Consider the following 22770-nt stretch of genomic DNA (forward strand, 5'->3'; position numbering starts at 1 on the left):
TGTATCAACACCAGCCACCAAGTACCCGTATCAGATGAGATACAAACATCTCTTTGGTCCGGTACAGTCCCGTCGTCTTGGGAGATCTCTTGGGATTGACCTTGTACCAGACAACATCTGCTCCCTTGACTGTGTCTACTGCGAGTGCGGCACCACCCGTCATATCATCAGTACAAGGGGACACTATGTCCCGGTGAGTGAGGTACTTCTGGAACTCGACCACTTCCTTGCCGGAAATCCTCTCCTCGATTATATCACCCTCGGCGGGACAGGCGAGCCGACCCTCCACCTTGGTATCGGAATGATAATCACCCATCTCAAAGAGCATCACCCTGAATACAAAATAGCGGTTCTGACGAACAGCACCCTCCTTGCAGATTCAGAAATCAGGAAGGAGATCATCGCTGCTGATCTCATCCTTCCATCCCTTGATGCCGTCACCACAGATATCTTTGAGATGATCAACCGCCCGGCACCTGGATTCACGCCCGAACAGATGATAGACGGCCTTATTCAGTTGAGAAGAGAGTTTCGCGGCATAATCTGGCTTGAGATATTTCTCGTTCCGGAGATCAATACCGGAAATGATGAACTCCATCTCCTCAGGGATGCCGCACTCCGGATTAATCCGGATCGGATCCATCTAAACAGCCTCCACCGGCAGGGTGCCGAACCATGGGTTAGAGGGATGCCAAAGGACGATCTCCACCGGATATGCCGGTTTTTCAGGGAGTGCTTCAGTGAAACATACATCATCTGAGAATTGTCGGGATCACCACCCCCGCCCCGGATCCCGTCCCACAACCTTTTCTGCCCATCAGTGAGAATACTATGTGAGAGTTTTTATGGCGGTTGGGAGAGAGATCATCAGCGGACTGAAAGACCTGGTCACCTCGGATCTTCGGATCATGCATGTCTGCGGAACACATGAAGCCTCGATTGCAAAACATGGTATCCGGAGCGTCCTGCCTCCGCAGCTGAATGTTGTGATGGGGCCGGGCTGCCCTGTCTGCATCACTCCCCAGGGGGAGATTGATGTTGCTATTGATCTTGCAGCAGAAGGGTGCATCGTCACAACGTATGGTGATCTCCTCAGGGTTCCGGGATCCAAGGGATCACTTGAGTCCGCAGATGGGGATATCAGGATTGTCCAGGGGATTCATAAGGCAGTTGAGATCGCAAAAACCACTGACAAGGATGTTGTCTTCATCTCAGTCGGGTTTGAGACGACAGTCCCGACTGTGGCTGCCACCCTCCTTCAGGAACCACCGGAGAATTTCAGCATCCTCTGCTGCCACCGGCTCGTTCCCCCTGCGATGCAATGGCTCCTTGATCAGGGAGAAGCCGACCTTCATGGTTTTATCCTCCCCGGCCATGTCTGCGCAGTCATGGGATATGAGGAGTATGAAAAGTTCCCGGTCCCCCAGGTCGTCGCAGGCTTTGATGCAGAGGATCTTCTCCTTGGCCTCTACATGCTTGTTGCCCAGATTAATGCAGGCGAAGCGAAGGTTGAGAATGCCTATCCACGCGCAGTGACACGGGAAGGGAACAAAAAGGCAAAAGAGCTGATGTACGAGGTATTCTCTCCCTCAGATATTGCATGGAGAGGCTTCCCGGTCATCCCGGGCTCCGGTCTGGCATTAAAGCCACGATTTGAGGAGTATGATGCATTACAGCGGTTCGAGATGACGATCCCACATATCGAGGATCGCTCCCCCTGCATCTGCGACCGTCTCCTCCGGGGCCTCGCCGAGCCGACCGACTGTCCATTGTATGGAACCGCCTGCACCCCGCGATCCCCGGTCGGGCCATGTATGGTCTCTCATGAGGGTGCCTGCCGGATCTGGCATCAGTATCATAGATAACGATATCCTTATCTGTTTTTACATAGAACTAAGTAGGCGATAACCGGCACTCCCGGTATATCCAGATGTCTCGGTAGGGTAGCGGATATCCTAGAAGCCTCCGGAGCTTTTGACCCGGGTTCAAGTCCCGGCCGGGACGTATTTTGGGGTACAACCCCCCCTTTTAGTAAATAGTTGTTCGCTCGTATTTTTTTTGGTTTTTTCAAACAACTTGAGATTGTTCATATGCATATTGTTCCTTTCAGTTAACGATTGAACTCATCTTCCAAAGAGTAATACAAAATTCATTTCACTGAGCCTTGCAGGGAAAATTATTTAAATTTATAATATATTGTATATTTTATAAAAAAGGTGTATAGCATGAAGCAAGAATGCGTGATTATAGGGGTATTGATTACTCTTATGCTGTTGGCAGTGCCGGTGGCAGGAGCTGATTTCGATCGATTATTGGTTGAAGACTCTCAATCATGGAATGATTATTTTGAGTGCCAGCAAGAGGAGATTAGCTTTTTTACGTTATCTTTCCTTGAAAGCCCTGAAAAGAAAGTGTCTCACAGCATTGTGGGATTGAAGAATCTACACTGTACAGGATGGGGTTCAGCCGGAGTCCGTCTTCCCGGCTTTACAATTGTGCTGGAGGTCTGGAATAACGATACCAAAACGTTCGGAAAAACCAATTATTCCCAAATAACAGATGATAGGGGCTACTACCGGTTTGATGATCTCCCTGTGGGACACTACCGTGTAACCGAGATAGGGCATCCGTACTGGACACTACTCACCGGTGCGGAGGGTGATAATGAAGTTACCATTCCCTGGTACTGTCCATGTGGAAATGGCTGCCCAAAGTTCATCTCCTTACAGAATAAGCCCAAACTCTTCAAAGGCGATGAAACCGCCTGGGCCGCCCAGGAAAATCCTGGTGAAACACGCTTTGTCTCTCAAGGCAACTGGGCAACCTATGTCACCTACGATGTCGGTGAAGGGCCTCAAGAGTACCCGCTCTTTGCCGGGCAGAACCATCTTGCCGGATACCTGAATGTCGATGATGACAACGGAAAACTCTATGTGACCTATGAAGCCCTTGGAACTAATGAAGATCCGGTTATCATGGGGGATTATGCCGTTAAGTGGGGTCTAACGGAGTATCATCTCCATGTAGCAAATTCAGCAGATGACATTCCAAGAACACCCGGCCGTGGCCGGAACGCCGTTCCCGGTAACCCGATTCCCGGGCAGTTCATGTACAAGGATTCCTTTGATCCTGCCACAGGATCATCAGGTGTGATTGAAGTTGATATATCAGAACTAAACGACTCCATCGTCATCGCCGCCCATGCCGTGATGGAGTGGGAGGGTTATTACACCGAAGTTTACAAGTTTGCGATCGGAAAAGGATGGAAGTTTGCCTGGACACCAATTAATGAATTGATATGGGTAACCTATTGATCTCCTGAACGTTGCAAAAAAGAAAAGAACACAAATCTGCTCAGAATGAGATAAGGAAAGGGCAAGTTTCCCCTTGACTTTTTTCTTTTAGAACCACTGTGGGATCATACCATGGGTGGGCGTTCTTCCTGTACTTATTTTTTCGAGCCCTCTGTATTCCATATGTAGCTCAAATACCATTATATCACGACATGGACATACTGCTGCTTCTTTATGAACTGGAGGTCCACAACCCGATCAGACCTGCTATCTTGTGAAACAATCACCCTCCTGGGTGCTCTATAGCCATTATTTTATGCGATTGGATCATATCGTACAGACACTATGGGGTTTGACCTGTACGATCTTGTAAATAAATATCCCCCCAAGCAGATGATGGCGATACCTCTCGCCATATTTGCCATAGCGCTGCTTGTTATAGGCGGGAACTATATGATGACCGGGGTTCCCGTGAACCTCGGTATCGATTTTGCCGGGGGAACCGCAGTTACGGTTCTGACCGACGACTCAGCAGAAGAGATTGAAGCGTACTTTGCAGCATATCCCCTGATCAGTATTGGCGAAGGACTGAACAGGGGCAACTACATCAGGTTTGGCCCGATGGATGACGAACTGTTCCGGTCACTCTCCCGTGATATCGCAGCACGATACCCGGACGCCAAGGTTGATCAGATCGGCGAGTCTTTCGGCCAGACCCTCCAGCAGCAGGCATTAATAGCGCTCCTCTTCTCGTTCATCGGGATGTCGATCATCGTCTTTATTGCCTTCCGATCTGTTATCCCATCAATTGCGGTTGTTTTTGCCGGGCTTGGAGATATTCTGGTAACTGCAGCCATTATGGATATCATCGGCCTTCCACTCTCACTTGGAACAACTGCGGCGCTCCTGATGCTGATCGGGTACTCGGTGGACAGTGACATTCTTCTGACCACAAGAGTACTCAAACGCCAGGGGAAACTTGAGGATAAGCTGAAGAATGCATTCAGAACCGGATTTATTATGACGACGACGACACTCTCGGCTGTCACAGCCCTCCTTGTCGTCTCCTGGATTGGCCAGATCGAGATTATCATGCAGATAGCAACCGTCCTTCTCATCGGTCTCATCGTCGATCTCATAATCACCTGGATGTTTAATGCAGGCCTTCTGAAATGGTATGTTCAGAGCGGGCGTGCAAAGGGGGTGTTGCCACGATGAAGAGAGATGAAATGAAGAAGGTCATGCAGGACTGGCGTGTCATCGTGATGGTTGTTGCCATCGTCCTCGCACTGGCTTCGATCTACCTGATCCCCCCCGCCTTTGACAAAGGGGTACAAGGAAATATTCAGCTTGGCCTTGATCTCGAAGGGGGATCATGGATTCAGCTGGAGTATCAGGCACAGCTGGTGACATTTGAGACGAGGGAGAACCCTGAAACTCTTGTGCAGGGTCTAACGCGGGAGCTGGATGCCGAAGTACATCTGGTTGAGCCGGACCTCGTTGAGATTCGTAAACCATTCACCAGGGAAGAACTGGAACCGGTATTTGCCTCTCTTGGCGCAACGATAACCCGATACGAGGTGGGTGTCTCTGAAGAGACCGCAGACACAGTCAAGCGGATCCTTGAGGAGAAGATCAACAGGCTCGGTACACGGGATGCGAAGGTCAATACCCTGACAACATTCGGTGGAGCGTCTCGTTATATCAGGGTCGAACTTGCGGGCGTTGACATGGTTACCGCCCAGGAGATCGTCGGCCAGCAGGGTCGTTTCGACATCCGTATCCAGACCGTTGGAGATGAGACCGAGCATGTCCTGTATGGGGACAGCATCACCAGTGTCGGGCTTCCGACACAGCAACCCCCGGGGAGCAACCAGTGGGGTGTCTCATTCACCATCAGCCCTGAAGGAGCCCGGGCATTCCGTGAGAGTGCTATCCGGACAGGAGCTACTGATAATCCAGCAGCCCATGAGATCATGATGCTCCTTGATGGTGAGATTGTATACAGTGCCCCTCTCTCACCTGACCTGGCCGCACGGCTGAAGGTTGAGGAGGTCAGAAACCTCTATGCCTCAACCGGAGCCGGAGAGTTCGGCCAGAACCGGGCAAGTGTCCTTGAGATTCATCTGAGAGCCGGCGCACTCCCCGTCGATGTTCAGATCGCCGGTTCAGGCTCGGTATCAGCCGCACTTGGTGAACACTTCAAGATGATGAGCATCATCGCCGGACTGGTTGCTCTCCTCACCGTCGGGCTGGTCGTCTACTACAGGTACCGTGAGCCAAGTATCGTCATCCCGATGCTTGCGATCAATACCGCTGAGATCATCATCCTGCTTGGTATCGCACGGTACTTCACCCAGCTCGACCTTGCTGCCATCGCTGGTCTGATTGCAGTCCTTGGAACGAGTATTGATCAGCTCGTCGTCATCACCGATGAGGTGCTGCATGAAGGAAAGGTTCCCTCACCAAATGTCTATCTTAAGCGGCTCTCGCGAGCACTTGGGATCATCATTGTTGCAGCCATCACAATGATCATAGCGATGCTCCCGCTGGCCCTGATGGACCTCTCCTCACTCCGTGGCTTTGCAATCATCACCATCCTCGGTGTGCTCATCGGTGTCGTGATAACACGGCCCGCCTATGGGAAGATCATCATGGCGATCCTCTCCCGTTAATCATTTTTTTGATCGCGCATAGAGAAAAAAGGCATATCTCTCTTCTTTCATCTAAACGACCATACAATTGCGGAAGGATCGGTACTACACTCATCCCTTGCGAAAAATAACCGTTGATCCTGCAACCACTGTTATATCATATAATAACAGAATGAATATGGTCATTCATGAAGGCGGTTTTAGGGCTTGAAGACGGAAACTTTTTTGTAGGGGAAGGTTTTGGTGCTGAAGGAACAAGCACCGGAGAACTTGTCTTCACCACTCAGATGACGGGATACATGGAGGCGCTGACTGATCCAAGTTATGCCGGCCAGCTCCTCATGTTCACGTATCCGCTGATCGGAAACTATGGTGTCGACTTTCAAAATTTTCAGAACCCTCTTGTTCATGCACGCGGATGCATCACGCGTGAGGTCTGTTCATATCCAAAACATACCCCATCATTAATTTCCTTCTTTGAAGAGCAGGGTTTACAAGGTATTTCAGGGATTGATACCAGGATGCTGACAATCAGAACGAGGCTCCATGGAACCCTGAAATCTGCGCTCATCGTCGGTGATGACGATGGTGAGCAGGCTGTGGCACTGGCACGCGGGATGCCGGATATCTCTGCCATGGACCTGATCGAAAAGGTCACGTGCAAAGCACCATACAGGGTCCAGGGACGGGGAAAAAGAATCGCCATACTGGATCTCGGTGTCAAGAAAAATATCGTCGTCAGCCTCAGAAGGAGGGATGCCGATGTGTATATCTTCCCCTATTCTGCTACAAAAGAGGAGATTGATGCTTGCAGGCCTCAGGCACTCTTCATCAGTAACGGTCCGGGAGACCCAAAGAGAGCGACCGCGGCAATAGAAACCGTCCGCTCCTACATCGGGGAACTCCCAATCTATGGCATATGTATGGGGAACCAGATCCTCGCACTTGCATTAGGTGGTGAAACCTATAAGCTGAAGTTCGGACACCGGGGATCAAATCAGCCGGTACGTGGACCCGATGGTCCGGTCTCAATCACCACCCAGAACCATGGATATGTTGTCGATGCAGAGAGCCTTCCTGAGGGCAGTAGCGTGACATACAGGAATGTCAACGATAACACCCTTGAGGGATTTGCTGACCCTTATCTGAACATCTTCTGTGTCCAGTTCCATCCTGAAGCCCATGGCGGCCCGCAGGATCTGGAAAAATCAATATTTGACAAGATTTACAGGAGTATCCCGGATGCCTAAATTACCGCATATCAAAAAAGTAATCCTCATCGGATCAGGGCCGATACAGATCGGACAGGCAGCGGAATTTGACTTCTCTGGTACACAGGCCTGCCGTGCCCTCCGTGAAGAGGGGATATCTGTTGTCCTTGTAAACTCAAATCCGGCGACAATTCAGACCGATCCCGAGACCGCCGATGTCGTCTATGTTGAGCCGCTGAAGGCTGAGATTATCGCTGATATCATCAAAAAGGAGCGGCCCGATGGTATCCTGAGTGGTCTTGGCGGACAGACCGGATTGAATCTCACGGCGGAACTTGCGGAGATTGGAGCACTTGAGGGTGTCGAGATTCTTGGAACACCTCTTGAGGCTATCTACCTGGGTGAGGATCGGGAAAAGTTCCGTGACCTGATGAGGCGCATTGGGGAACCTGTTCCAAAGTCGATGATCGTCAACAGGCTCGATCAGGTCGAAGAGGCATTAAAGGAAGTCGGGCTCCCTGCAATAATTCGTCCAGCGTACACACTCGGGGGATCAGGTGGCGGTGTCGCGACCACTGAAGCCGAACTCAGACGGATCGTCGAGATGGGACTCTCGAAATCGAGGATTCGGCAGGTTCTTGTTGAAGAGAGTGTCAAGGGCTGGAACGAGGTGGAGTTTGAAGTGATGCGTGATGCAGAGGATACCTGTATCATCATCTGCGGGATGGAGAACGTCGATCCGATGGGCGTTCATACGGGTGAGAGTGTTGTCGTTGCACCGATCCTCACACTCCGCGACGACCAGTTCCAGATGCTCAGAACAGCGTCAATTAAGATAATCAGGGCTCTTGGTGTTCAGGGCGGCTGTAATGTTCAGTTTGCCTTCAAAGATGGAGATTATCGTATTATTGAGGTAAATCCCCGCGTCTCTCGCTCATCAGCACTTGCTTCCAAGGCGACAGGATACCCGATTGCCAGGGTGAGTGCAAAGATCGCCATCGGTTTACGGCTCGATGAGATTACAAACAGTGTTACCGGCTGCACTCCCGCATCCTTTGAACCTGCCATCGACTATGTTGTGGTGAAGGTACCACGGTGGCCCTTTGATAAATTCAAGACCGCAGATCGCTCGCTCACCACTGCTATGAAGAGTACTGGCGAGATAATGGCCATCGGGAGAAATGTTGAAGAGGGCTTCAAAAAAGCACTCAGGTCCATTGATACTGACGTTACAACACACCGCAACCCTGACGAAATCCGGATGATCCTCTCACGTCCGACCGATGAGCGGTTCCCAACACTCTTTGATGCGTTCAGGATAGGACTTACCCTTGAAGAGATACATGATCTCACCTCAATCGAGCCGTACTTCCTTGAAAAGATCCGCCATATCGTCGAGATCGAAACCAGCCTCTCTCCCTCCTCCTCCGATGATGCGATCCGATCCGCCAAGGTTTATGGGTTCTCCAACACAGAGATTGCCGGGCTGACTGGAAAAACAATTCCGGTCATCGAAGAGATTGCTGGCGAACCAACCTATAAAATGGTCGATACCTGTGCTGCCGAGTTTCCGGCGAGCACCCCCTACTATTACTCCACATGGGAGGATGAGTGTGAGATCGTCAATGAGCCCGGAAAGAAGGTGCTCATTCTTGGTTCAGGGCCGATCCGCATCGGTCAGGGGATTGAGTTTGACTACTGCACGGTTCATGCCATCCAGTCCCTCAGGGAGCAGGGTGTATCGGTTCATGTCGTCAATAATAATCCAGAGACCGTATCAACCGACTTTGACACATCTGACCGTCTCTTCTTCGAGCCGATGCAGCTTGAGGATATCATGAACATCCTGAAGAAGGATGATTACTATGGCGTCATGGTTCAGTTTGGAGGACAGAACTCTGTCAATCTGACCATTCCGATCTATGAGGATATCCAGCGTCTCGGTCTGTCAACAAAAATTCTCGGAACATCCCCTGATGCAATGGATGTTGCCGAGGATCGTGACAGGTTCAGCCTGCTCCTCGAGGAGCTCGGGATTCCAAGCCCTGCGAACGGCTCTGCATATTCTGAAGAAGAAGCTATCCAGATTGCGACCAGAATAGGATACCCCGTCCTTGTCCGGCCATCATATGTTCTTGGAGGCAGGGCAATGGAGCTGATCCATGACGAGATCGAACTGAAGACCTATATCACCGAGGCCGTTCGTGTCAGCAGGAAGCATCCGGTACTCATTGACCGTTTCCTCCATAATGCCGTCGAGCTTGATGTCGATGCCGTCTGTGATGGAAAAGATGTCCTCATCGGTGGAATTATGGAGCATATCGAGGAAGCCGGTGTCCACTCCGGAGATTCAGCATGTGTCATCCCTACCCAGTCACTTGATGCTGAAACGATCCAGACTGTTCGTGAGTATACACGGCGACTTGCTGTCGGTCTCGGCGTCGTTGGGATGATCAATATTCAGTATGCGATCCAGGATGGAACCGTGTATGTCCTCGAAGCAAATCCACGTGCAAGCCGGACTGTGCCTTTTGTTTCAAAAGCAACAGGTATCCCGCTTGCAAAGATTGCGGCCCGAATCATGCTTGGGGAGACAATCAAGGATATCGGGTACATCGAACGCGACATACATCATGTGGCAGTAAAAGAGGTTCTGCTCCCATTCAATAAACTCCCGGGCGTAGATGCCATCCTTGGCCCGGAGATGAAGAGCACTGGTGAAGTGATGGGGATTGACTATGACTTCGGCCGGGCATTCTATAAGGCGAGCCTTGCCGCAGACAATACCCTCCCTCTTCAGGGGCGTGTCTTCATCTCTGTCAACGATGACCAGAAAGAGGTCAGCGTTCCGATTGCCCGAAAGCTCCATGATCTTGGACTTGAGTTATATGGTACAGCCGGGACCGTTCAGTTCCTCTCTCAGGCAGGGATAAAGGTTCATCTCGTCCGAAAAGTCCAGGAGGGATCACCAAACGTCATTGATATGATGAGAAAAGGTGAGATTCAACTTATTATCAATACCCCGTCAGGGAAAAACTCCCGGCATGATCACTATCAGATTATGCGTATCGCTGTGGACTACAGCATCCCCTATATAACCACAATATCTGCCGCACATGCCGCCGCCATGGCAATTGAGGCATACAAAAAGAATGAGACGACGATAGAACCACTCGGCTTCTATCTCAAAAATCAGGTGTAAAAAACCTGACCCGGATATTTCTTTTCAGATATCCCCGGTCCGGCCACCGTAACGATCATCTCAGCCTCTGCATTGCGCGGGGCTCTGACGGTCCCCTCAACGAGTCGCATCTCCCCCTCTGGTATGGTGGAGACGGTCCTGATCTCATCATATCTCCAGGATGATCCATCTGTCGGCCGGGTTGTCATGGTAACCCGGAGATCATTGGCAGGCCCGGTTCCTGTGCTTGTTATCGTACAATACACCTGATAGTAGGCATATGCCTGATCAGTATAGATAAGGCGTGCATGGTACTGAAGTGTTATATCCGGAGTTCTGGCCGGGACATGAATGGTCGGCCGGCTCATGGCCCGGTGGTACTGAACCGGTAATCTACCAATAGAGATACCCGGATGGTTCGATTCGATGACAGTATAACCTTCTGGACTGATGACCCAGTCTCTCGTTTCGCGTTGCGCTTCCAGCTCAATAAGGCCGACCATATAATGATCCCGGGTCTCAATCAGAACTGCCTGGTGGCCAAGGAGCCTTAGAAGTGAAGCGAGCAGTATTGCTGTATCCTGGCTGTCCCCCCCACCATGATAGAGTGTCTGGATCGGGTATTTTGGATAATTGTCATAGTCGTGAACTGAACCCCCTCTGTTATGCGGGAGGGACTGGACGAAGGCAATGACAAAATCTCTTCTTTGGACCTCACTGAAGCCCTGTTTGCTGGAGAGGGAGGTGAGTTCTGAAACCACACCCTGGAGTTCCTGCCGTCCGCGATCGGACATCACATAGTCGGCCGGGTGCGGTTTGTCCCTTGGGAGGGTGGCAAAGTAATTGTATTGGTCTGCGGGGATATACATCGTCCATGAATAATACGAGCCCCCATAGAACCATCGATAGACCTCGGCTGTATCCGAGTTTCTTAATGCTATCTTCTTCTCCGTATCCATCTGTTCGTCTTCAGCAGGGAGCTGGGAGATAAACCATGTAACATCTGATGGGGAGGCAACTTCGGCGTTCCCAGAATCAGGAAGGTGATAGTCCGTCTCATCCTTTGTGAAAGGATGTGGTAAATCTTCAGATCCCAGACACCCGGCCAATGAGGTCAATACAAGTAAGAGGCTGATCAGCGGGATCACGTTGAAGTTTCTCTTTGAACCGGTTTGTCGTACTGCAGACATCTCCCGCCTCACAGGTTTCATAGCTTCTGGTGAAGTCTGCTCTCAAGAACTGTACCCTGATGAGCGATCTCCATCATTTCTCTTTGTGACTGCTCAAGAGCGGGATGCAGTTGCTTCGGAAGTGCATCTCGTTGGATTGTATCCATCATATATGCAGCTTCTATGGACTTCTCTATCATCCGGGAGACCTGATTCTTTGCCTTCATTATCTCATCCCTCCAGCCGATATAGTTAAAATCCTCGTATAATCGGTCAGCCTGGCGGAGGTGTGACTGGTATATCATGTAGTCCTCCTTGAATACCTGACTCATCAATCCAAACGCATCATTCCATGTCCGGTATGCCTGATACTGTGCTGCAAGATCCGGTTCATCCTCAGGAATCTCCTCAATCTCCGATAATATCTGGTTTATCATCCAGATCTCATCATCCAGCACAAAGGTGTTCACCCTTCCTTCGATGAGATCAAGATCCGAGAGTGCCTCTGTTGCAGCGATTATATGTGGTGGAACCTGATTGAGCTGGCCGGACCCAAAAATACATCCTGAAACAAGAACCGCAGCTACTATCATGAGAAAGATTGGAATAACACCTTTACGCACCGGAATCACCATGGCTATTATATATATAACAGAACATCATGATAGCCTTTTGCTTCGTAGCCTGCCATCTGTTCATCTCTCAACCTTTCAATAGACTCATTGCTCTTGAGAGATCATATTTATCAGAAGACCGGTGTTTATCATGTCAGAGAAGACCGTTGTACTATCATTTTCGGGAGGACTGGATACCTCCATCTGTGTTCCGCTTTTAAAGGAGCGATACGGGTTTGATCGCGTCGTCACCGTCGCCGTCGATGTCGGCCAGCCACAAGCAGAAGTCACAATGGCAACAGAGAAGGGAAAGCTCATCGCTGATACGCATTATACCATCGATGCAACCCGGAAATTTGTTGCAAACCACATATTCCCTGCCATTAAGGCAAACGGGGCATATGAGGGCTATCCGATGGGAACAGCACTTGCACGCCCACTGATAGCCGAAGAGACTGTCGCCATCGCAAAAAAGGAAGGCGCAACCGCCATCGCTCACGGATGTACGGGAAAGGGGAATGATCAGCTCAGGTTCGACTTCATCTTCAGGATGCATGGATATGAGATTATCGCACCGATGCGTGAGATGAATCTCACCCGGGAGTGGGAGATTGAGTATGCACAGAAACACAACATACCTGTTCCTGTCGTGAAGGATAAACCCTGGAGTATCGACGAAAATATCTGGAGCCGGAGTATTGAGGGTGGAAAGCTTGAGGATCCCGCCTATCATCCACCTGATGAGATCTTCCACTGGACTATAGCACCTCAGGACGCACCTGATACCCCCGAAGATATCACAATCGAATTTAAAGAAGGAGTCCCCGTCGCCTTAAATGGTGAGGAGATGGATGGTGTCTCGCTCATCATTCGTCTGAATGAGATAGCAGGCAGACATGGTATCGGAAGAAACGATATGGTGGAGGATCGGATCCTTGGGCTGAAAGCAAGGGAGAACTACGAACACCCTGCCGCGACGGTGATCCTCACTGCCCATAAAGATCTCGAACGGCTTGTCCTGACCCGGCAGGAACTTGCATTCAAGCATGGTGTCGATGATAAGTGGTCTGAGCTTGCCTATATGGGTCTTGTCCATGAGCCACTGTACCATGCGTTAAACGCCTTTATCGATACAACACAGATGCGTGTCAATGGATCAGTTGATCTCCGGCTCTATAAAGGCGGGGTTCATATACGAGGACGGTCATCACCTGATGCCATCTACTCTGATGATCTGGTGTCCTTTGACAGTACAACGCTTGATCAGTCTCATGCGGTTGGCTATTCGGTATTCTTCGGCCTCCAGGCCCGGATGATGAAGAAATAAAAAAAGGGTTAACCGAGGAGTTCCCCTGCCTTCGGGCCCGGGGCACACTCATATATCTCTTTTACCTTCAGAATAAGGAGCGATTTCCCTGAGAGGTTTGGTTTCTTCTCATGGAGAATTGCCCGCATTTTCCCGACATTCTCACCACTCTGTTCAACAGTGACATCACACTTGATCTGGACACAGCCTCCAACACTCTGGCTCCAGACATAAAGTGCCGCATGTGGGTTCTCAAGGACATTCTCAAGAGTCTTCTTCATAAAATTATCTGCAATCCAGATGGTCTCTTCATCAATGACCCATATGCTTCCCATGGGGACAACATTTGGAATTCCATCTCTGGATGCTGTTGCGAGAGGAAGAATCTTCACCTCTGCAATTGCGTCCTTCAGCTTCTGATCAATCTGTACCATTTTTATTCAGTCCTCTTTCTGGAACTGTTCATCCATACTGGGAAATAAGTGTTGTGCTTGTTCCCGGGGAATTCAGGTATTCAGGAAGAGATCAATATCCGAGAAGATCCTCTGATCAAAAAGGCCCCGCTCCGTCAGCCGCAGTTCAGGAATAACCGTCAGTGCAAGGAATGAGAGGTACATAAAGGGATTTTCAATGGCACCAGATGATTCAGCCTCTCTCTCCAGTTCCCTGAGCTTTGTAATCACCTCGGGATAGGGGGCATCCGACATGATACCACCATAGGGAAGAGGGAGGACGGTCTTCTTTTCCCCCGCCACAACGGCCATCGCACCGTTATGGGTGGCAACAACCCTGATTGCAGATATGATATCCGCATCATCTGCACCGACCGCTACAATATTATGGGAGTCATGTGAGACACTGATAGCGAGGGCACCGGATGTGAGCCCGAATCCACGGACAAGCCCAAGCCCGAAACCCTGCCGGAGATATCGATCACAGACGACAGCCTTGAGAATATCATTATGGGCATCCGGAAGATTTTCACCGATGATATCATGGATCTCCTCACTGGTTGTAATCTGTCCGGGGATGATGGCGATGACACGTGCAGGTCCTGTTCCGTGGATAGTCAGATCCGGCTTCTCAGGCAGGGTGCAGGAGAACTCGGTCCTGAATGGAGCCGGTGGTGTATAGGTACTACCCCTGATCTCTTTCCCTCGTTTGAATACTCTTCCCACCTGAAAGACCGGAGTCGGATCCAAAACAACAAAATCCGCAATCCGGCCTGGTGCAAGAGCGCCCCGATCATGCAGTCCGAATCGTTCTGCCGGGGTCAGTGTCGCCATTCTGAGTGCCACCTCCTCATCCATACCGCTATCCATTGCGATTCGGATGCAGTCATCGATTGATCCGGCATCCATCAGCATATCGGCATGACGGTCATCGGTTGCAAATGCGCATCTGGGTGCTGTCCTGCAGTTTGCTATTGGTGCCAGATCCCGGAGGTTCCGTGCAGCTGCGCCTTCCCTCATGAAGATATACATACCTTTCCGAAGCTTCTCTTCTGCCTCCCGGGATGTGATGCATTCATGATCGCTCTGGATACCCGATCTGATATACTGGTCAAGCGAAGCCCCTTGGAGCAGGGGGGCATGCCCATCAACAATGGTTGAGAGGGCAATCTTCTTGAGGACCTCCGGATCTCCACAGAGGACGCCCGGTACATTCATCATCTCACCAAGGCCGATCACCCGTCTATCTGATCGAAGGGGTGAAAGATCGTCTGCGCTGAGTACAGCGCCTGAGGAGTCGAGGGGTGTCGCTGGAACGCAGGAGGGGAGCATGAAGAAGATATCAAGGGGTGTCCTCTCCGCATCATCCATCATTGCCCGGATTCCCCGGATGCCTGCAACATTTGCGATCTCATGGGGATCAGCGACCACCGTGGTTGTACCATGAGAAAGTACAAGACGGCCAAACTCCGCAGGTGTAAGGAGTGAACTCTCGATATGGACATGGGCATCAATCAGCCCGGGCACGATTCTTGCACCCCCAAGATCCATCTCTTCCGATCCTGTATATTCGGATCCATGCCCGAGGACAACGCCATCGCGAACTGCCAGTGTCTCGTCATCCCATTCGCAGGTGAAGGGGTTGAAGATCCGGGCATTGTGTATGACAAGATCTGCCTGTAACGGGTCTTCGATCATGGCTGCTCCGTACTATCCACTTGAAAGTTTGTTATATATCCATGCAACCGTTTTCCATCCTGAAAGAGTATAATATGCGCTTTATAGAAACCATCAGGGAGTGGCGTATCGATTGTAACAGTATCCTCTCCAGGAATGTGTTTGAGGGGTGTGTAGATTATCTCCTCTTCCTCCTGGAACAGACCGTCAATCCGTTGAATGATGATCAGAGCCATCAGGTCATCAGGTATACCTGATTCACGTATCTGAAAGACGAAGGCGGAATCCTCATAGGCTACCGATTCGACGCCCATAGTGGTCAGACACCCTGCGGTGATAATAGCCGGGATGATTGCCATAAGAACGAGAAGAATCCATTTTCTCATTATCATGACTAGCAGAGCAATAAATATAAAGATTCCTATTATTATAATCCTGAGTCGTCGGGGAAGGGATATCGAAGAGAAATATAATAAAAAGATGTCTGTGACTGCAATCATCTATAAGACCTTGAACAAGGAATATAATGATGATAGAAATCATGGATGATCTAAAACAGATAAAAAATTTAATAGAAAAGACCATCGGGGTACGATGCTCAAATTATAAAGAAGAGTATATCAAAAGGCGGCTCCTCTCCCGCATGCGGACGACCGGAACCGGTACTTATGACGATTATACCCGTTACCTCAATAATAATCCTGATGAATGGGAGCTCCTCAGAAATGCATTAACAATTAATGTTACCGAGTTTTTCAGGGATGCTGAAGTATTTGAGATTATCAGAAAAGAGATCATACCAAAGATTCTCAACGATCATGGTCGCATACGTATCTGGTGTGCCGGGTGTTCCTCAGGTGAGGAGCCATACTCCCTTGCGATGATCCTCTCTGAGCTGACAACAAGGAAGGGGGGCGTCAGTGGTACGATTTATGCAACCGATATTGACGAGAAGATCCTCCAGAAAGCAAAGGATGGAATATATGAAGCTAAATCAATGGATAAACTCGGATCCGCTGCTATTCGCCGTCACTTTACCGAGCTCCCCGATGGACGGTTTCAGGTGAAGCAGCATCTCAAGGATATGATTCATTTCCGCAAACATGATCTCATGAGTGGAATCCCGGGCGCACGGTATGTGGATATGGTTACCTGCAGGAATGTTACCATCTATTTTACTGAACAACAGAAGAACGATCTCGCACGTACCTTTCATACCGCACTGAATAGCGGGGGGTATTATGTTATGGGAAAGACTGAGTATCTGGGCCGTGAGGTTGAAGGGCTCTTCTCCCAGTATAATACCCTCCAGAAGATCCTCATAAAAAATGATGTTTAGCGAGGATCACCAGAGTTTCTTTTGATTAAGGTTATACTCAGGATCATCCACCTGGGCAATATTTTTCAGCCTGGTATGTCTCTGCCCTCGTCTTTTTATCTCAATAAAGATTGTAAAGAAGTTTACTCCAATAAGAACGAGGACCAGGAAGAGACTTATCCAGAGGAGGACACCCTGTGACGTCAGGAAGAGGGCAAAGAGCAGAACCACAAAGGATATGAGATAGAAAATGACCCATGTCCTAAGTACCGGGATATCCATGAATTTATTACTTCATTCATACAAAAGAATCTTTCGATGTCGTGATCCTGTCTCTGTCTGTATCACAAACAATTTTACCATATAGATCGGATTATCTGTATGAAAAAAGATGATCTTATCATCTTCGCTGCAGGACTCATCGTTGTTCTGATCATCAGCATTCTGGCGAACCAGCCTGGCATTCAGATACCCGGATTTGTCGATCATTCAGGAGAGAAGGATGAAAGTCAAATCTCCCCATTGATTTTTCAGGAGTTTGCACAACAAGAACCAAAGCCTCCGGTTTATGAAACCTTTTCAATCCAGCTGGTAGAAAATCCATTTCATTATCCACGCATCTATCTTCCACAGCAGTCTGATCGCTGGAGGGAGGGATCGTTTACGAGAACTGAAGGAGATGGCAGTTCAATTCTCCCGCTCTTTGGAACTGCGCCTTACGGTACTGCACGCTTTGCTGATGACCGGGTATCCGAATGGATCACCATAGGAACCCTGGAGCAGAGGCGGGGTGGAATATCAACAGTATTTACCGTACCGACAGATCAGGCATGGAGGATCCGTATTGAGGTGACAGCTGAACGCTTTTCGGATCGTGCCACCTTCAGATATGCACTCTGTGACGCCGAATCCGGTGCAATACTTGATGGTGGAGTGATAACGGGACCTGGAGAGCGGACAAGTGTTGTCTTTACAACCGGAAGGGAGATGTACTTCATCATCAACCAGCAGAACGTCGATCTCTACAGGATATACCTTGATATCCAAAAATAATCTGGAGCAGATATTATATCCGCTCAATAGTGATTTTTATTCTGTCCCCGGCCTGCAGTCCATGTCCCTTCTCAATATCAATATTAAACCAGAGCGACTCAGGGGGGTCCTGCGACATGAGACAGTCCTTCTTCTCATCAATATTCGCAACAAACTCAATCGTACCTGTAATCTCAGCAACCTTATCTGACATATCCAAAAATGGGTGTTGATAGAATAAAATTATATGGCTCGCGGCGTGACCATCCAGGTTGTACTGTTTGAATAACTCCAGCGTTTAATCTCCAGATCATCACAGATCTCCGAGAGGATGGCAAGGTTGGTTCCCACTTCCTTTGAAGAGAGACCGAGATCATGTGCGATATACTTGGATTTGAAAAAGTGTCGGCCTTTCTGGACGCCCCCACGCAGATATTTCAGAATCCTGTCCTGCGTATCATTATACCTGTCACGGATGCTTTCTGGTACAGTCATCTGATTACCTCTGGTGTTACATTTTCTTCATGCAAGTATAAAATATTTGCGTTCGTACTGAACGCTTCGGGATCTTTTCAGGCGACCGGGGCTTCCGATATCTTTGCGATCAACGCTTCGATGACAGTCGCCCGCATGCCCTCCACAAACTTGATGCTGCCGACGACAAGGTGTCCTCCACCGTTTACCCCCCCGCCGGAGATCTCATCACGCAGCTCCCGAACCATCCTTGGGATATTCATCATCACGCCGCGTGAACGGAGGACTGCAAAGTCTGGTCCAAGGCCAAGGGTGACGACAGGCTCTCCTTCATGTTTTTTACAGAGGATATCATGTATCTCTCCTGATGTCTTCCCCGGTGGGGGGAAGGTGAACCGGTGTGCATACATCTCAACATCAGCGATGAACAGATTGGCTCCCGATGCGAGCTGCCGTGCTTCAACATGAGGCATAAGGGTTCTGACCTGCTCTTCGATTGCAGCTGTTGCCTCCTCGACGAGGAGGGAGATAAGCCTTTTATGCCGCATTGGATTGTTATTCAGATTCAGAATATCCCTGACGATCTCACGCCCGTCATTAAACCTGAGCCAGAACTGCTGATAATCAAGAGCGAGTGCAATCTTTTTACAATCCTCAACAGAATAGTTTTCTTCAACAAGTGCGAGATACTGTGGAAGTTCGGTGGACTCACTCCTGTCCCCGACACCAGCAATGGCCGGAAGATGGCGGATGCGATCTTCAATGTCCGGATTGATCATTCTTGCCAGCTCGGTGCCGATCATTCCTGCTGTTAATCCAAAGTCTCCGTTGGCATGGTACGGGTTGACATGGGCCTTTAGGAACTGATCGACGATCTCATCAGGGTGGTGATGATCAGCAACAACGATATCAAGGTCATATACCTGTGCAATCTTATATGCAGGCATATCCTCTTCGGTTGAACCATTATCCATCAGGAAGATGAGGGGGAGTTTCTGGCCAAATCGGACCGCATCTTTTAGCATAAAGTCGAGATCTCTTGTGATATCCTCAATCTCGTAGAACGGTGCCTTTGAAGGTGAGCGTTTAAAGAGATAGAACTCGGCATCTGAGTCATTGCCATGCTCACGAAGGAGGGAGACGACCGCAGTCTCAATTGCTGATGCGGCACAGATACCGTCAGCATCAGCATGGTGTCGCAGAATGATCGGCTGCTGAGTAAATACTGCCCGCCTGATGATCTTTGCAAGCTTGCGCATCTCCGGTCTGAGCCTGGTGAGCACCTCACTCTCAACGAGGAATGAATTGTCCGCAGGTTCGGAACGGATGCTCAGTGCTTCTTCGATTCGACCCTTCACAATCTCTGCAGCCTCGCCTTTCAGAACCTCAAGGCTTGAGACCTCAATCTGAAGCTGGTTGTTCCTCTTCATCACCTCTCCGGAGACGCGGACGATGTCACCTGTATTAGCCTCAGGGTATGCACGAACACCGGCCTCGATGAAGGCAGCCGCGCTCTCACTTCCGGTTTCATCGATGATGGTAAAGATGGTGGGGCCACTCGTCTGCTTAACCTGGCCAAGCTCGCCTTCGATGGTGACACGCCGGCCGATCCGCCCCTTCAGATCAGTCAGCTGTGTTGTTTTTACCTGTCTGCTTACAAGCTCTGTCGTGTATTCCTCAAGAAGAACTTCACGGAGATCGATATTTCCATTTGGGCGGACCTGTACAACCATCACGAGGATATCAGCCCGCTCGTTGTGTTGTGTCAGCGCATTACTTTTATGGATCAACCCTTTGATGGAGTTATTCAACTGGACGAAGGTTCCAAAGTTTGCAAAACCCTGGACTTTTCCAAGGTAAATGTTCCCCTCCTGTACATCCTCAACCTCACATCCAGGGCCGAGTTTATAAACAATTTCTCTATTATTTGCCATATTACTACCAGATTTCTCGTATAATCTCACTGCTCTGCCTTGGAGAGGTCAAACAAACGACACTCTCCATCACGGCGTCCTTTGGCGATGATGGTATCGCCCTCATACAACCGTGCATTCTTTTTTGGTCGATAGATCCATTGTTCCCCGCGTTTGATCGCAAGGACGATCATGCCTGTTACTGCGCCAAGGGAAGCTTCCTTCAGGGTTTTACCATCAAGGAATGAATCTGCCTGAACATCAATCCGGGAGATTATCTCATCTGATTCCCGAATAATCTTCTTGAAGATCGGAGGAATCTCAATATCACGTCTGATGACATCAACAATAGATGAAGCTGCACTGCAGATTGCATCAGCAAACGCGGCCATATGCAGGAGGCCCCGGAGACTCTCGATGGGCTCAATCTTCTTTGCCTCCTCCAGAACCCAGAGCTCAAGGGAGAGGCGCATCGAATCCATCCGTTCATTGAGCCAGAACACCTCCTCTGCAATATCCCTGCTATCGAAGAGGAGTGCAGTATATGCAAGCCCGACCGCAAGCTCACTGATATTCTTCATCTCGACGATCAGAAGTACGGCACGATCAAGGTTGTCAACCGGCTGGCCAATACCTGAATCTATCTCCGGGAGGGCATTTCCTGCCAGTCGCCAGAGGGGATCGATTCCATCCTCAGGCCCTTTGGCGATCAGGACATCCCCCCGCTCAAGGCGTGTATTCTTATCCGGATCATAGATCCAGAGACGCCCGCGTCGAATTGCGATAATCCGCATTCCGGTTGTGCTCTGAAGGCGGATATCTCCCAGAAGGGCAGCGGTAAGGTCGCTGCTTTCCAAAACCTCGATCCGGACGGTGACCTCTTCTGCTTCCGGGAGGGCACGGCGCATTCTGATTGGGATCTGAATACCCTTCAGTATGACGTTTGCAATGTCTGAGGCGGCATTGGATATCCGCTCAGCACCTTCTGCAATCTGAAGGAGACCGCTCATCGACTCGGCCTCCTCCATCCTCCTGGCTCCAAGAATACTTGTTATTCTGGCCTGGTAGAGAAGCCGGTTCATCGATTCCTCAAGGTTGACAACTTCACGGGCTATCTCCTTACTCTCAAAGAGGATAGCCGAATATGCCAGATCGACCATCAACTCAGAGACATCCTTCATCTCAATGAGGACATCCTTGAAATTGACAGGCTGACGATCAAGGTCGAACATATCTTCATTATCTACTGTATCTGGCACTACTTATCACTATAGCACCAGGTGGATCATCATGATCAGCACAGTCGCCCCGATGAGGTCGATACTGCTTGTCACCACCGGGATGCCGAAGTTATCAGGATCATACCCGAGGGTAAAGGAGATACTGGCTGTCATATAGGCGAGGAGGTTCATCCCGGTGACGACAATGAGGCCCGACCCGGTTGCAATGGCAACCATGAGCAGCAGTCCGGGTGAGTCAAGTCCGATCAGGAGGGCCGAATAATGAGCGATGGACCCCATCAGCGGGAGTATTGTTAACGTATAGATGTAATTGGTTCCAAATCCTGAGAATACCTCCCGGCCAGGTATCAGCTTCGGCTCAATCGAACCCATATGCATCCCGGTCGCAAGGCGGGAGCAGATGATCCCTCCGATGGCTCCACACCCGTTCATAAAAGGAGGGATCAGTATAAGAAGAGCTGCTGTCGCAACAAGGTCCTCCAGCCCCTCAGTGTAAACAACACCGGCGATGGTTCCAAGGATGCAGAGGGGTGCCAGAAGTGGCAGACCTTCCCTGATGATCGACTGTACAGTATCTGTCCCTTTCAGCGTTCCAATTATGCTGAGGATGAGGAGAAGAACAACGACTCCCAGCAGGAGATACCTGACAGACGGGGGAAGCCCGACGACGAGGACGGCAGTAATAACAAGGAGCGGGAGGGTGATGACATCCCCCGCTGTGGTGACGGTTGGCGCTCCGATCATATCCAGATCGACTGAGTACCTGTAGGTTGCAAGGGAGACGATGAGTGTGATGAGGGTGACGATCACCCCTGCGAGACAGCCGGATATGACGGAGATGAGGATCATATCCATCACAGGGATGATATCAAGGCCGGCTGCAATACCGATGATATACCCAAGCAGACCGACGATTGCAGCGATGAGGACAGTAAGGATGAAGGTTGCCCTGAGGTTATCACCAAGGACAGAGCCTTCTTTATAGTCAATATCAAAAGCACCGATATGCATCGCAGATGCCAGCCTGGATGCAAGGATACCGGCGATCGCCCCACGCATGTTAATGGACGAGGGGACGAGGATCATCAGTCCCGGTATGAGAATGAGTATCTCATTGACAGAACCAAGATAGATTCCTGCTATTGAGGCGAAGACGGTCGTCAGGAGAAGTGCAACGAGACCCGCCAGGAAGTTCTGATGCCTGCGAAGGAGGCCGGCTATCATTTGGTTCATCA

At 50.0% G+C, this 22770-nt stretch carries 21 protein-coding genes and 1 tRNA gene; 11 read left to right on the forward strand and 11 right to left on the reverse strand.

Features of this window, described 5'->3' with window-relative positions; genetic code table 11:
• Positions 1 to 34: 34 nt before the first annotated feature.
• The 8 genes from J2T58_RS02090 (at position 35) to carB (ending at position 10360) form a co-directional block, all read left to right on the forward strand.
• Positions 35 to 760 carry a radical SAM protein gene (locus tag J2T58_RS02090; protein WP_253487068.1) on the forward strand — a complete coding sequence of 242 codons (726 nt, stop codon included), beginning with the start codon at positions 35 to 37 and terminating at the stop codon, positions 758 to 760.
• A gap of 85 nt (positions 761 to 845) precedes the next feature.
• A complete protein-coding gene (gene hypD, locus J2T58_RS02095) occupies positions 846 to 1865 on the forward strand; it encodes a hydrogenase formation protein HypD (RefSeq protein WP_253487070.1) in 1020 nt (339 codons plus the stop codon).
• A gap of 67 nt (positions 1866 to 1932) precedes the next feature.
• Positions 1933 to 2004, forward strand: a tRNA-Arg gene (locus J2T58_RS02100).
• A 221-nt stretch (positions 2005 to 2225) separates the two neighbouring features.
• A complete protein-coding gene (locus J2T58_RS02105) occupies positions 2226 to 3314 on the forward strand; it encodes a carboxypeptidase-like regulatory domain-containing protein (protein WP_253487072.1) in 1089 nt (362 codons plus the stop codon).
• Positions 3315 to 3638: 324 nt separating this feature from the next.
• Complete coding sequence (locus J2T58_RS02110; protein ID WP_253487074.1) at positions 3639 to 4511, forward strand: protein translocase subunit SecF; 873 nt, start codon at positions 3639 to 3641, stop codon at positions 4509 to 4511.
• Positions 4508 to 5968, forward strand: coding sequence for a preprotein translocase subunit SecD (locus J2T58_RS02115; RefSeq protein WP_253487076.1), 1461 nt, complete (start codon positions 4508 to 4510; stop codon positions 5966 to 5968). Before J2T58_RS02110 ends, J2T58_RS02115 begins: the two co-directional genes overlap by 4 nt.
• Before the next feature lie 167 nt (positions 5969 to 6135).
• On the forward strand, positions 6136 to 7197 hold the full coding sequence (gene carA / locus J2T58_RS02120; RefSeq protein ID WP_253487078.1) for a glutamine-hydrolyzing carbamoyl-phosphate synthase small subunit: 1062 nt from the start codon (positions 6136 to 6138) through the stop codon (positions 7195 to 7197).
• Complete coding sequence (carB, locus tag J2T58_RS02125; RefSeq protein WP_253487079.1) at positions 7190 to 10360, forward strand: carbamoyl-phosphate synthase large subunit; 3171 nt, start codon at positions 7190 to 7192, stop codon at positions 10358 to 10360. Before carA ends, carB begins: the two co-directional genes overlap by 8 nt.
• Here carB and J2T58_RS02130 read toward each other — a convergent pair.
• Together J2T58_RS02130 and J2T58_RS02135 are read right to left on the reverse strand one after the other, a co-directional pair.
• Entirely contained in the window at positions 10351 to 11298 is a 948-nt protein-coding gene (locus tag J2T58_RS02130) for a hypothetical protein (protein ID WP_253487080.1), read from the reverse strand. The two genes, carB and J2T58_RS02130, sit on opposite strands and share 10 nt — an antisense overlap.
• Positions 11299 to 11546: 248 nt before the next feature.
• Complete coding sequence (locus tag J2T58_RS02135; RefSeq protein WP_253487081.1) at positions 11547 to 12101, reverse strand: hypothetical protein; 555 nt, start codon at positions 12099 to 12101, stop codon at positions 11547 to 11549.
• Positions 12102 to 12273: 172 nt separating this feature from the next.
• Here J2T58_RS02135 and J2T58_RS02140 point away from each other — a divergent pair, with 172 nt between their 5' ends.
• Positions 12274 to 13449 (forward strand): argininosuccinate synthase, encoded by a 1176-nt coding sequence (locus tag J2T58_RS02140; RefSeq protein ID WP_253487082.1) that lies wholly within the window; start codon positions 12274 to 12276, stop codon positions 13447 to 13449.
• 8 nt (positions 13450 to 13457) lie between these two features.
• On the opposite strand, the gene J2T58_RS02145 is transcribed toward J2T58_RS02140, so the two are convergent.
• From J2T58_RS02145 to J2T58_RS02155, 3 genes are all read right to left on the reverse strand, one after another.
• Positions 13458 to 13862, reverse strand: coding sequence for a pyridoxamine 5'-phosphate oxidase family protein (locus tag J2T58_RS02145; RefSeq protein ID WP_253487083.1), 405 nt, complete (start codon positions 13860 to 13862; stop codon positions 13458 to 13460).
• Positions 13863 to 13934: 72 nt separating this feature from the next.
• On the reverse strand, positions 13935 to 15578 hold the full coding sequence (gene ade / locus J2T58_RS02150) for an adenine deaminase (protein WP_253487085.1): 1644 nt from the start codon (positions 15576 to 15578) through the stop codon (positions 13935 to 13937).
• Entirely contained in the window at positions 15575 to 16057 is a 483-nt protein-coding gene (locus J2T58_RS02155; protein WP_253487086.1) for a hypothetical protein, read from the reverse strand. The genes ade and J2T58_RS02155 overlap by 4 nt, the downstream gene beginning before the upstream one ends.
• Positions 16058 to 16083: 26 nt before the next feature.
• On the opposite strand from J2T58_RS02155, the gene J2T58_RS02160 reads away from it, so the two are divergent.
• Positions 16084 to 16896, forward strand: a complete 813-nt coding sequence (locus tag J2T58_RS02160; RefSeq protein ID WP_253487087.1) for a CheR family methyltransferase — start codon at positions 16084 to 16086, stop codon at positions 16894 to 16896.
• A gap of 6 nt (positions 16897 to 16902) precedes the next feature.
• Here the strand turns inward: J2T58_RS02160 and J2T58_RS02165 are convergent, their stop codons facing one another.
• On the reverse strand, positions 16903 to 17157 hold the full coding sequence (locus tag J2T58_RS02165; protein ID WP_253487088.1) for a hypothetical protein: 255 nt from the start codon (positions 17155 to 17157) through the stop codon (positions 16903 to 16905).
• Between the two features lie 99 nt (positions 17158 to 17256).
• Between J2T58_RS02165 and J2T58_RS02170 the strand changes: the two genes are divergently transcribed.
• The gene (locus tag J2T58_RS02170; protein ID WP_253487089.1) at positions 17257 to 17928 is read left to right on the forward strand and encodes a DUF2937 family protein; all 672 of its coding nucleotides are present in this window, start codon (positions 17257 to 17259) and stop codon (positions 17926 to 17928) included.
• A 13-nt stretch (positions 17929 to 17941) separates the two neighbouring features.
• Here the strand turns inward: J2T58_RS02170 and J2T58_RS02175 are convergent, their stop codons facing one another.
• The 5 genes from J2T58_RS02175 to J2T58_RS02195 all read right to left on the reverse strand — a co-directional run bounded on the left by J2T58_RS02175 (position 17942) and on the right by J2T58_RS02195 (position 22768).
• A complete protein-coding gene (locus J2T58_RS02175; RefSeq protein WP_253487090.1) occupies positions 17942 to 18121 on the reverse strand; it encodes a hypothetical protein in 180 nt (59 codons plus the stop codon).
• 29 nt (positions 18122 to 18150) lie between these two features.
• On the reverse strand, positions 18151 to 18402 hold the full coding sequence (locus J2T58_RS02180; RefSeq protein ID WP_211531132.1) for a DUF7123 family protein: 252 nt from the start codon (positions 18400 to 18402) through the stop codon (positions 18151 to 18153).
• Positions 18403 to 18479: 77 nt separating this feature from the next.
• Positions 18480 to 20315, reverse strand: a complete 1836-nt coding sequence (locus tag J2T58_RS02185) for a DHH family phosphoesterase (protein ID WP_253487091.1) — start codon at positions 20313 to 20315, stop codon at positions 18480 to 18482.
• Positions 20316 to 20341: 26 nt separating this feature from the next.
• Complete coding sequence (locus J2T58_RS02190) at positions 20342 to 21553, reverse strand: potassium channel family protein (RefSeq protein WP_366518428.1); 1212 nt, start codon at positions 21551 to 21553, stop codon at positions 20342 to 20344.
• Between the two features lie 9 nt (positions 21554 to 21562).
• On the reverse strand, positions 21563 to 22768 hold the full coding sequence (locus J2T58_RS02195; protein WP_253487093.1) for a magnesium transporter: 1206 nt from the start codon (positions 22766 to 22768) through the stop codon (positions 21563 to 21565).
• Positions 22769 to 22770 lie beyond the last annotated feature (2 nt).

It is taken from the genome of Methanocalculus alkaliphilus (assembly GCF_024170505.1).
In the GTDB taxonomy this organism is placed as follows: Archaea; Halobacteriota; Methanomicrobia; order Methanomicrobiales; family Methanocorpusculaceae; genus Methanocalculus; species Methanocalculus alkaliphilus.

Coding starts and splice junctions, on each gene's coding strand:
- J2T58_RS02090 (WP_253487068.1), top strand. CDS start 35: ATGAGATACAAACATCTCTTTGGTCCGGTACAGTCCCGTCGTCTTGGG.
- hypD (WP_253487070.1), top strand. CDS start 846: ATGGCGGTTGGGAGAGAGATCATCAGCGGACTGAAAGACCTGGTCACC.
- J2T58_RS02105 (WP_253487072.1), top strand. CDS start 2,226: ATGAAGCAAGAATGCGTGATTATAGGGGTATTGATTACTCTTATGCTG.
- J2T58_RS02110 (WP_253487074.1), top strand. CDS start 3,639: ATGGGGTTTGACCTGTACGATCTTGTAAATAAATATCCCCCCAAGCAG.
- J2T58_RS02115 (WP_253487076.1), top strand. CDS start 4,508: ATGAAGAGAGATGAAATGAAGAAGGTCATGCAGGACTGGCGTGTCATC.
- carA (WP_253487078.1), top strand. CDS start 6,136: ATGAAGGCGGTTTTAGGGCTTGAAGACGGAAACTTTTTTGTAGGGGAA.
- carB (WP_253487079.1), top strand. CDS start 7,190: ATGCCTAAATTACCGCATATCAAAAAAGTAATCCTCATCGGATCAGGG.
- J2T58_RS02130 (WP_253487080.1), bottom strand. CDS start 11,298: ATGGATACGGAGAAGAAGATAGCATTAAGAAACTCGGATACAGCCGAG.
- J2T58_RS02135 (WP_253487081.1), bottom strand. CDS start 12,101: ATGATAGTAGCTGCGGTTCTTGTTTCAGGATGTATTTTTGGGTCCGGC.
- J2T58_RS02140 (WP_253487082.1), top strand. CDS start 12,274: ATGTCAGAGAAGACCGTTGTACTATCATTTTCGGGAGGACTGGATACC.
- J2T58_RS02145 (WP_253487083.1), bottom strand. CDS start 13,862: ATGGTACAGATTGATCAGAAGCTGAAGGACGCAATTGCAGAGGTGAAG.
- ade (WP_253487085.1), bottom strand. CDS start 15,578: ATGATCGAAGACCCGTTACAGGCAGATCTTGTCATACACAATGCCCGG.
- J2T58_RS02155 (WP_253487086.1), bottom strand. CDS start 16,057: ATGATTGCAGTCACAGACATCTTTTTATTATATTTCTCTTCGATATCC.
- J2T58_RS02160 (WP_253487087.1), top strand. CDS start 16,084: ATGATGATAGAAATCATGGATGATCTAAAACAGATAAAAAATTTAATA.
- J2T58_RS02165 (WP_253487088.1), bottom strand. CDS start 17,157: ATGGATATCCCGGTACTTAGGACATGGGTCATTTTCTATCTCATATCC.
- J2T58_RS02170 (WP_253487089.1), top strand. CDS start 17,257: ATGAAAAAAGATGATCTTATCATCTTCGCTGCAGGACTCATCGTTGTT.
- J2T58_RS02175 (WP_253487090.1), bottom strand. CDS start 18,121: ATGTCAGATAAGGTTGCTGAGATTACAGGTACGATTGAGTTTGTTGCG.
- J2T58_RS02180 (WP_211531132.1), bottom strand. CDS start 18,402: ATGACTGTACCAGAAAGCATCCGTGACAGGTATAATGATACGCAGGAC.
- J2T58_RS02185 (WP_253487091.1), bottom strand. CDS start 20,315: ATGGCAAATAATAGAGAAATTGTTTATAAACTCGGCCCTGGATGTGAG.
- J2T58_RS02195 (WP_253487093.1), bottom strand. CDS start 22,768: ATGAACCAAATGATAGCCGGCCTCCTTCGCAGGCATCAGAACTTCCTG.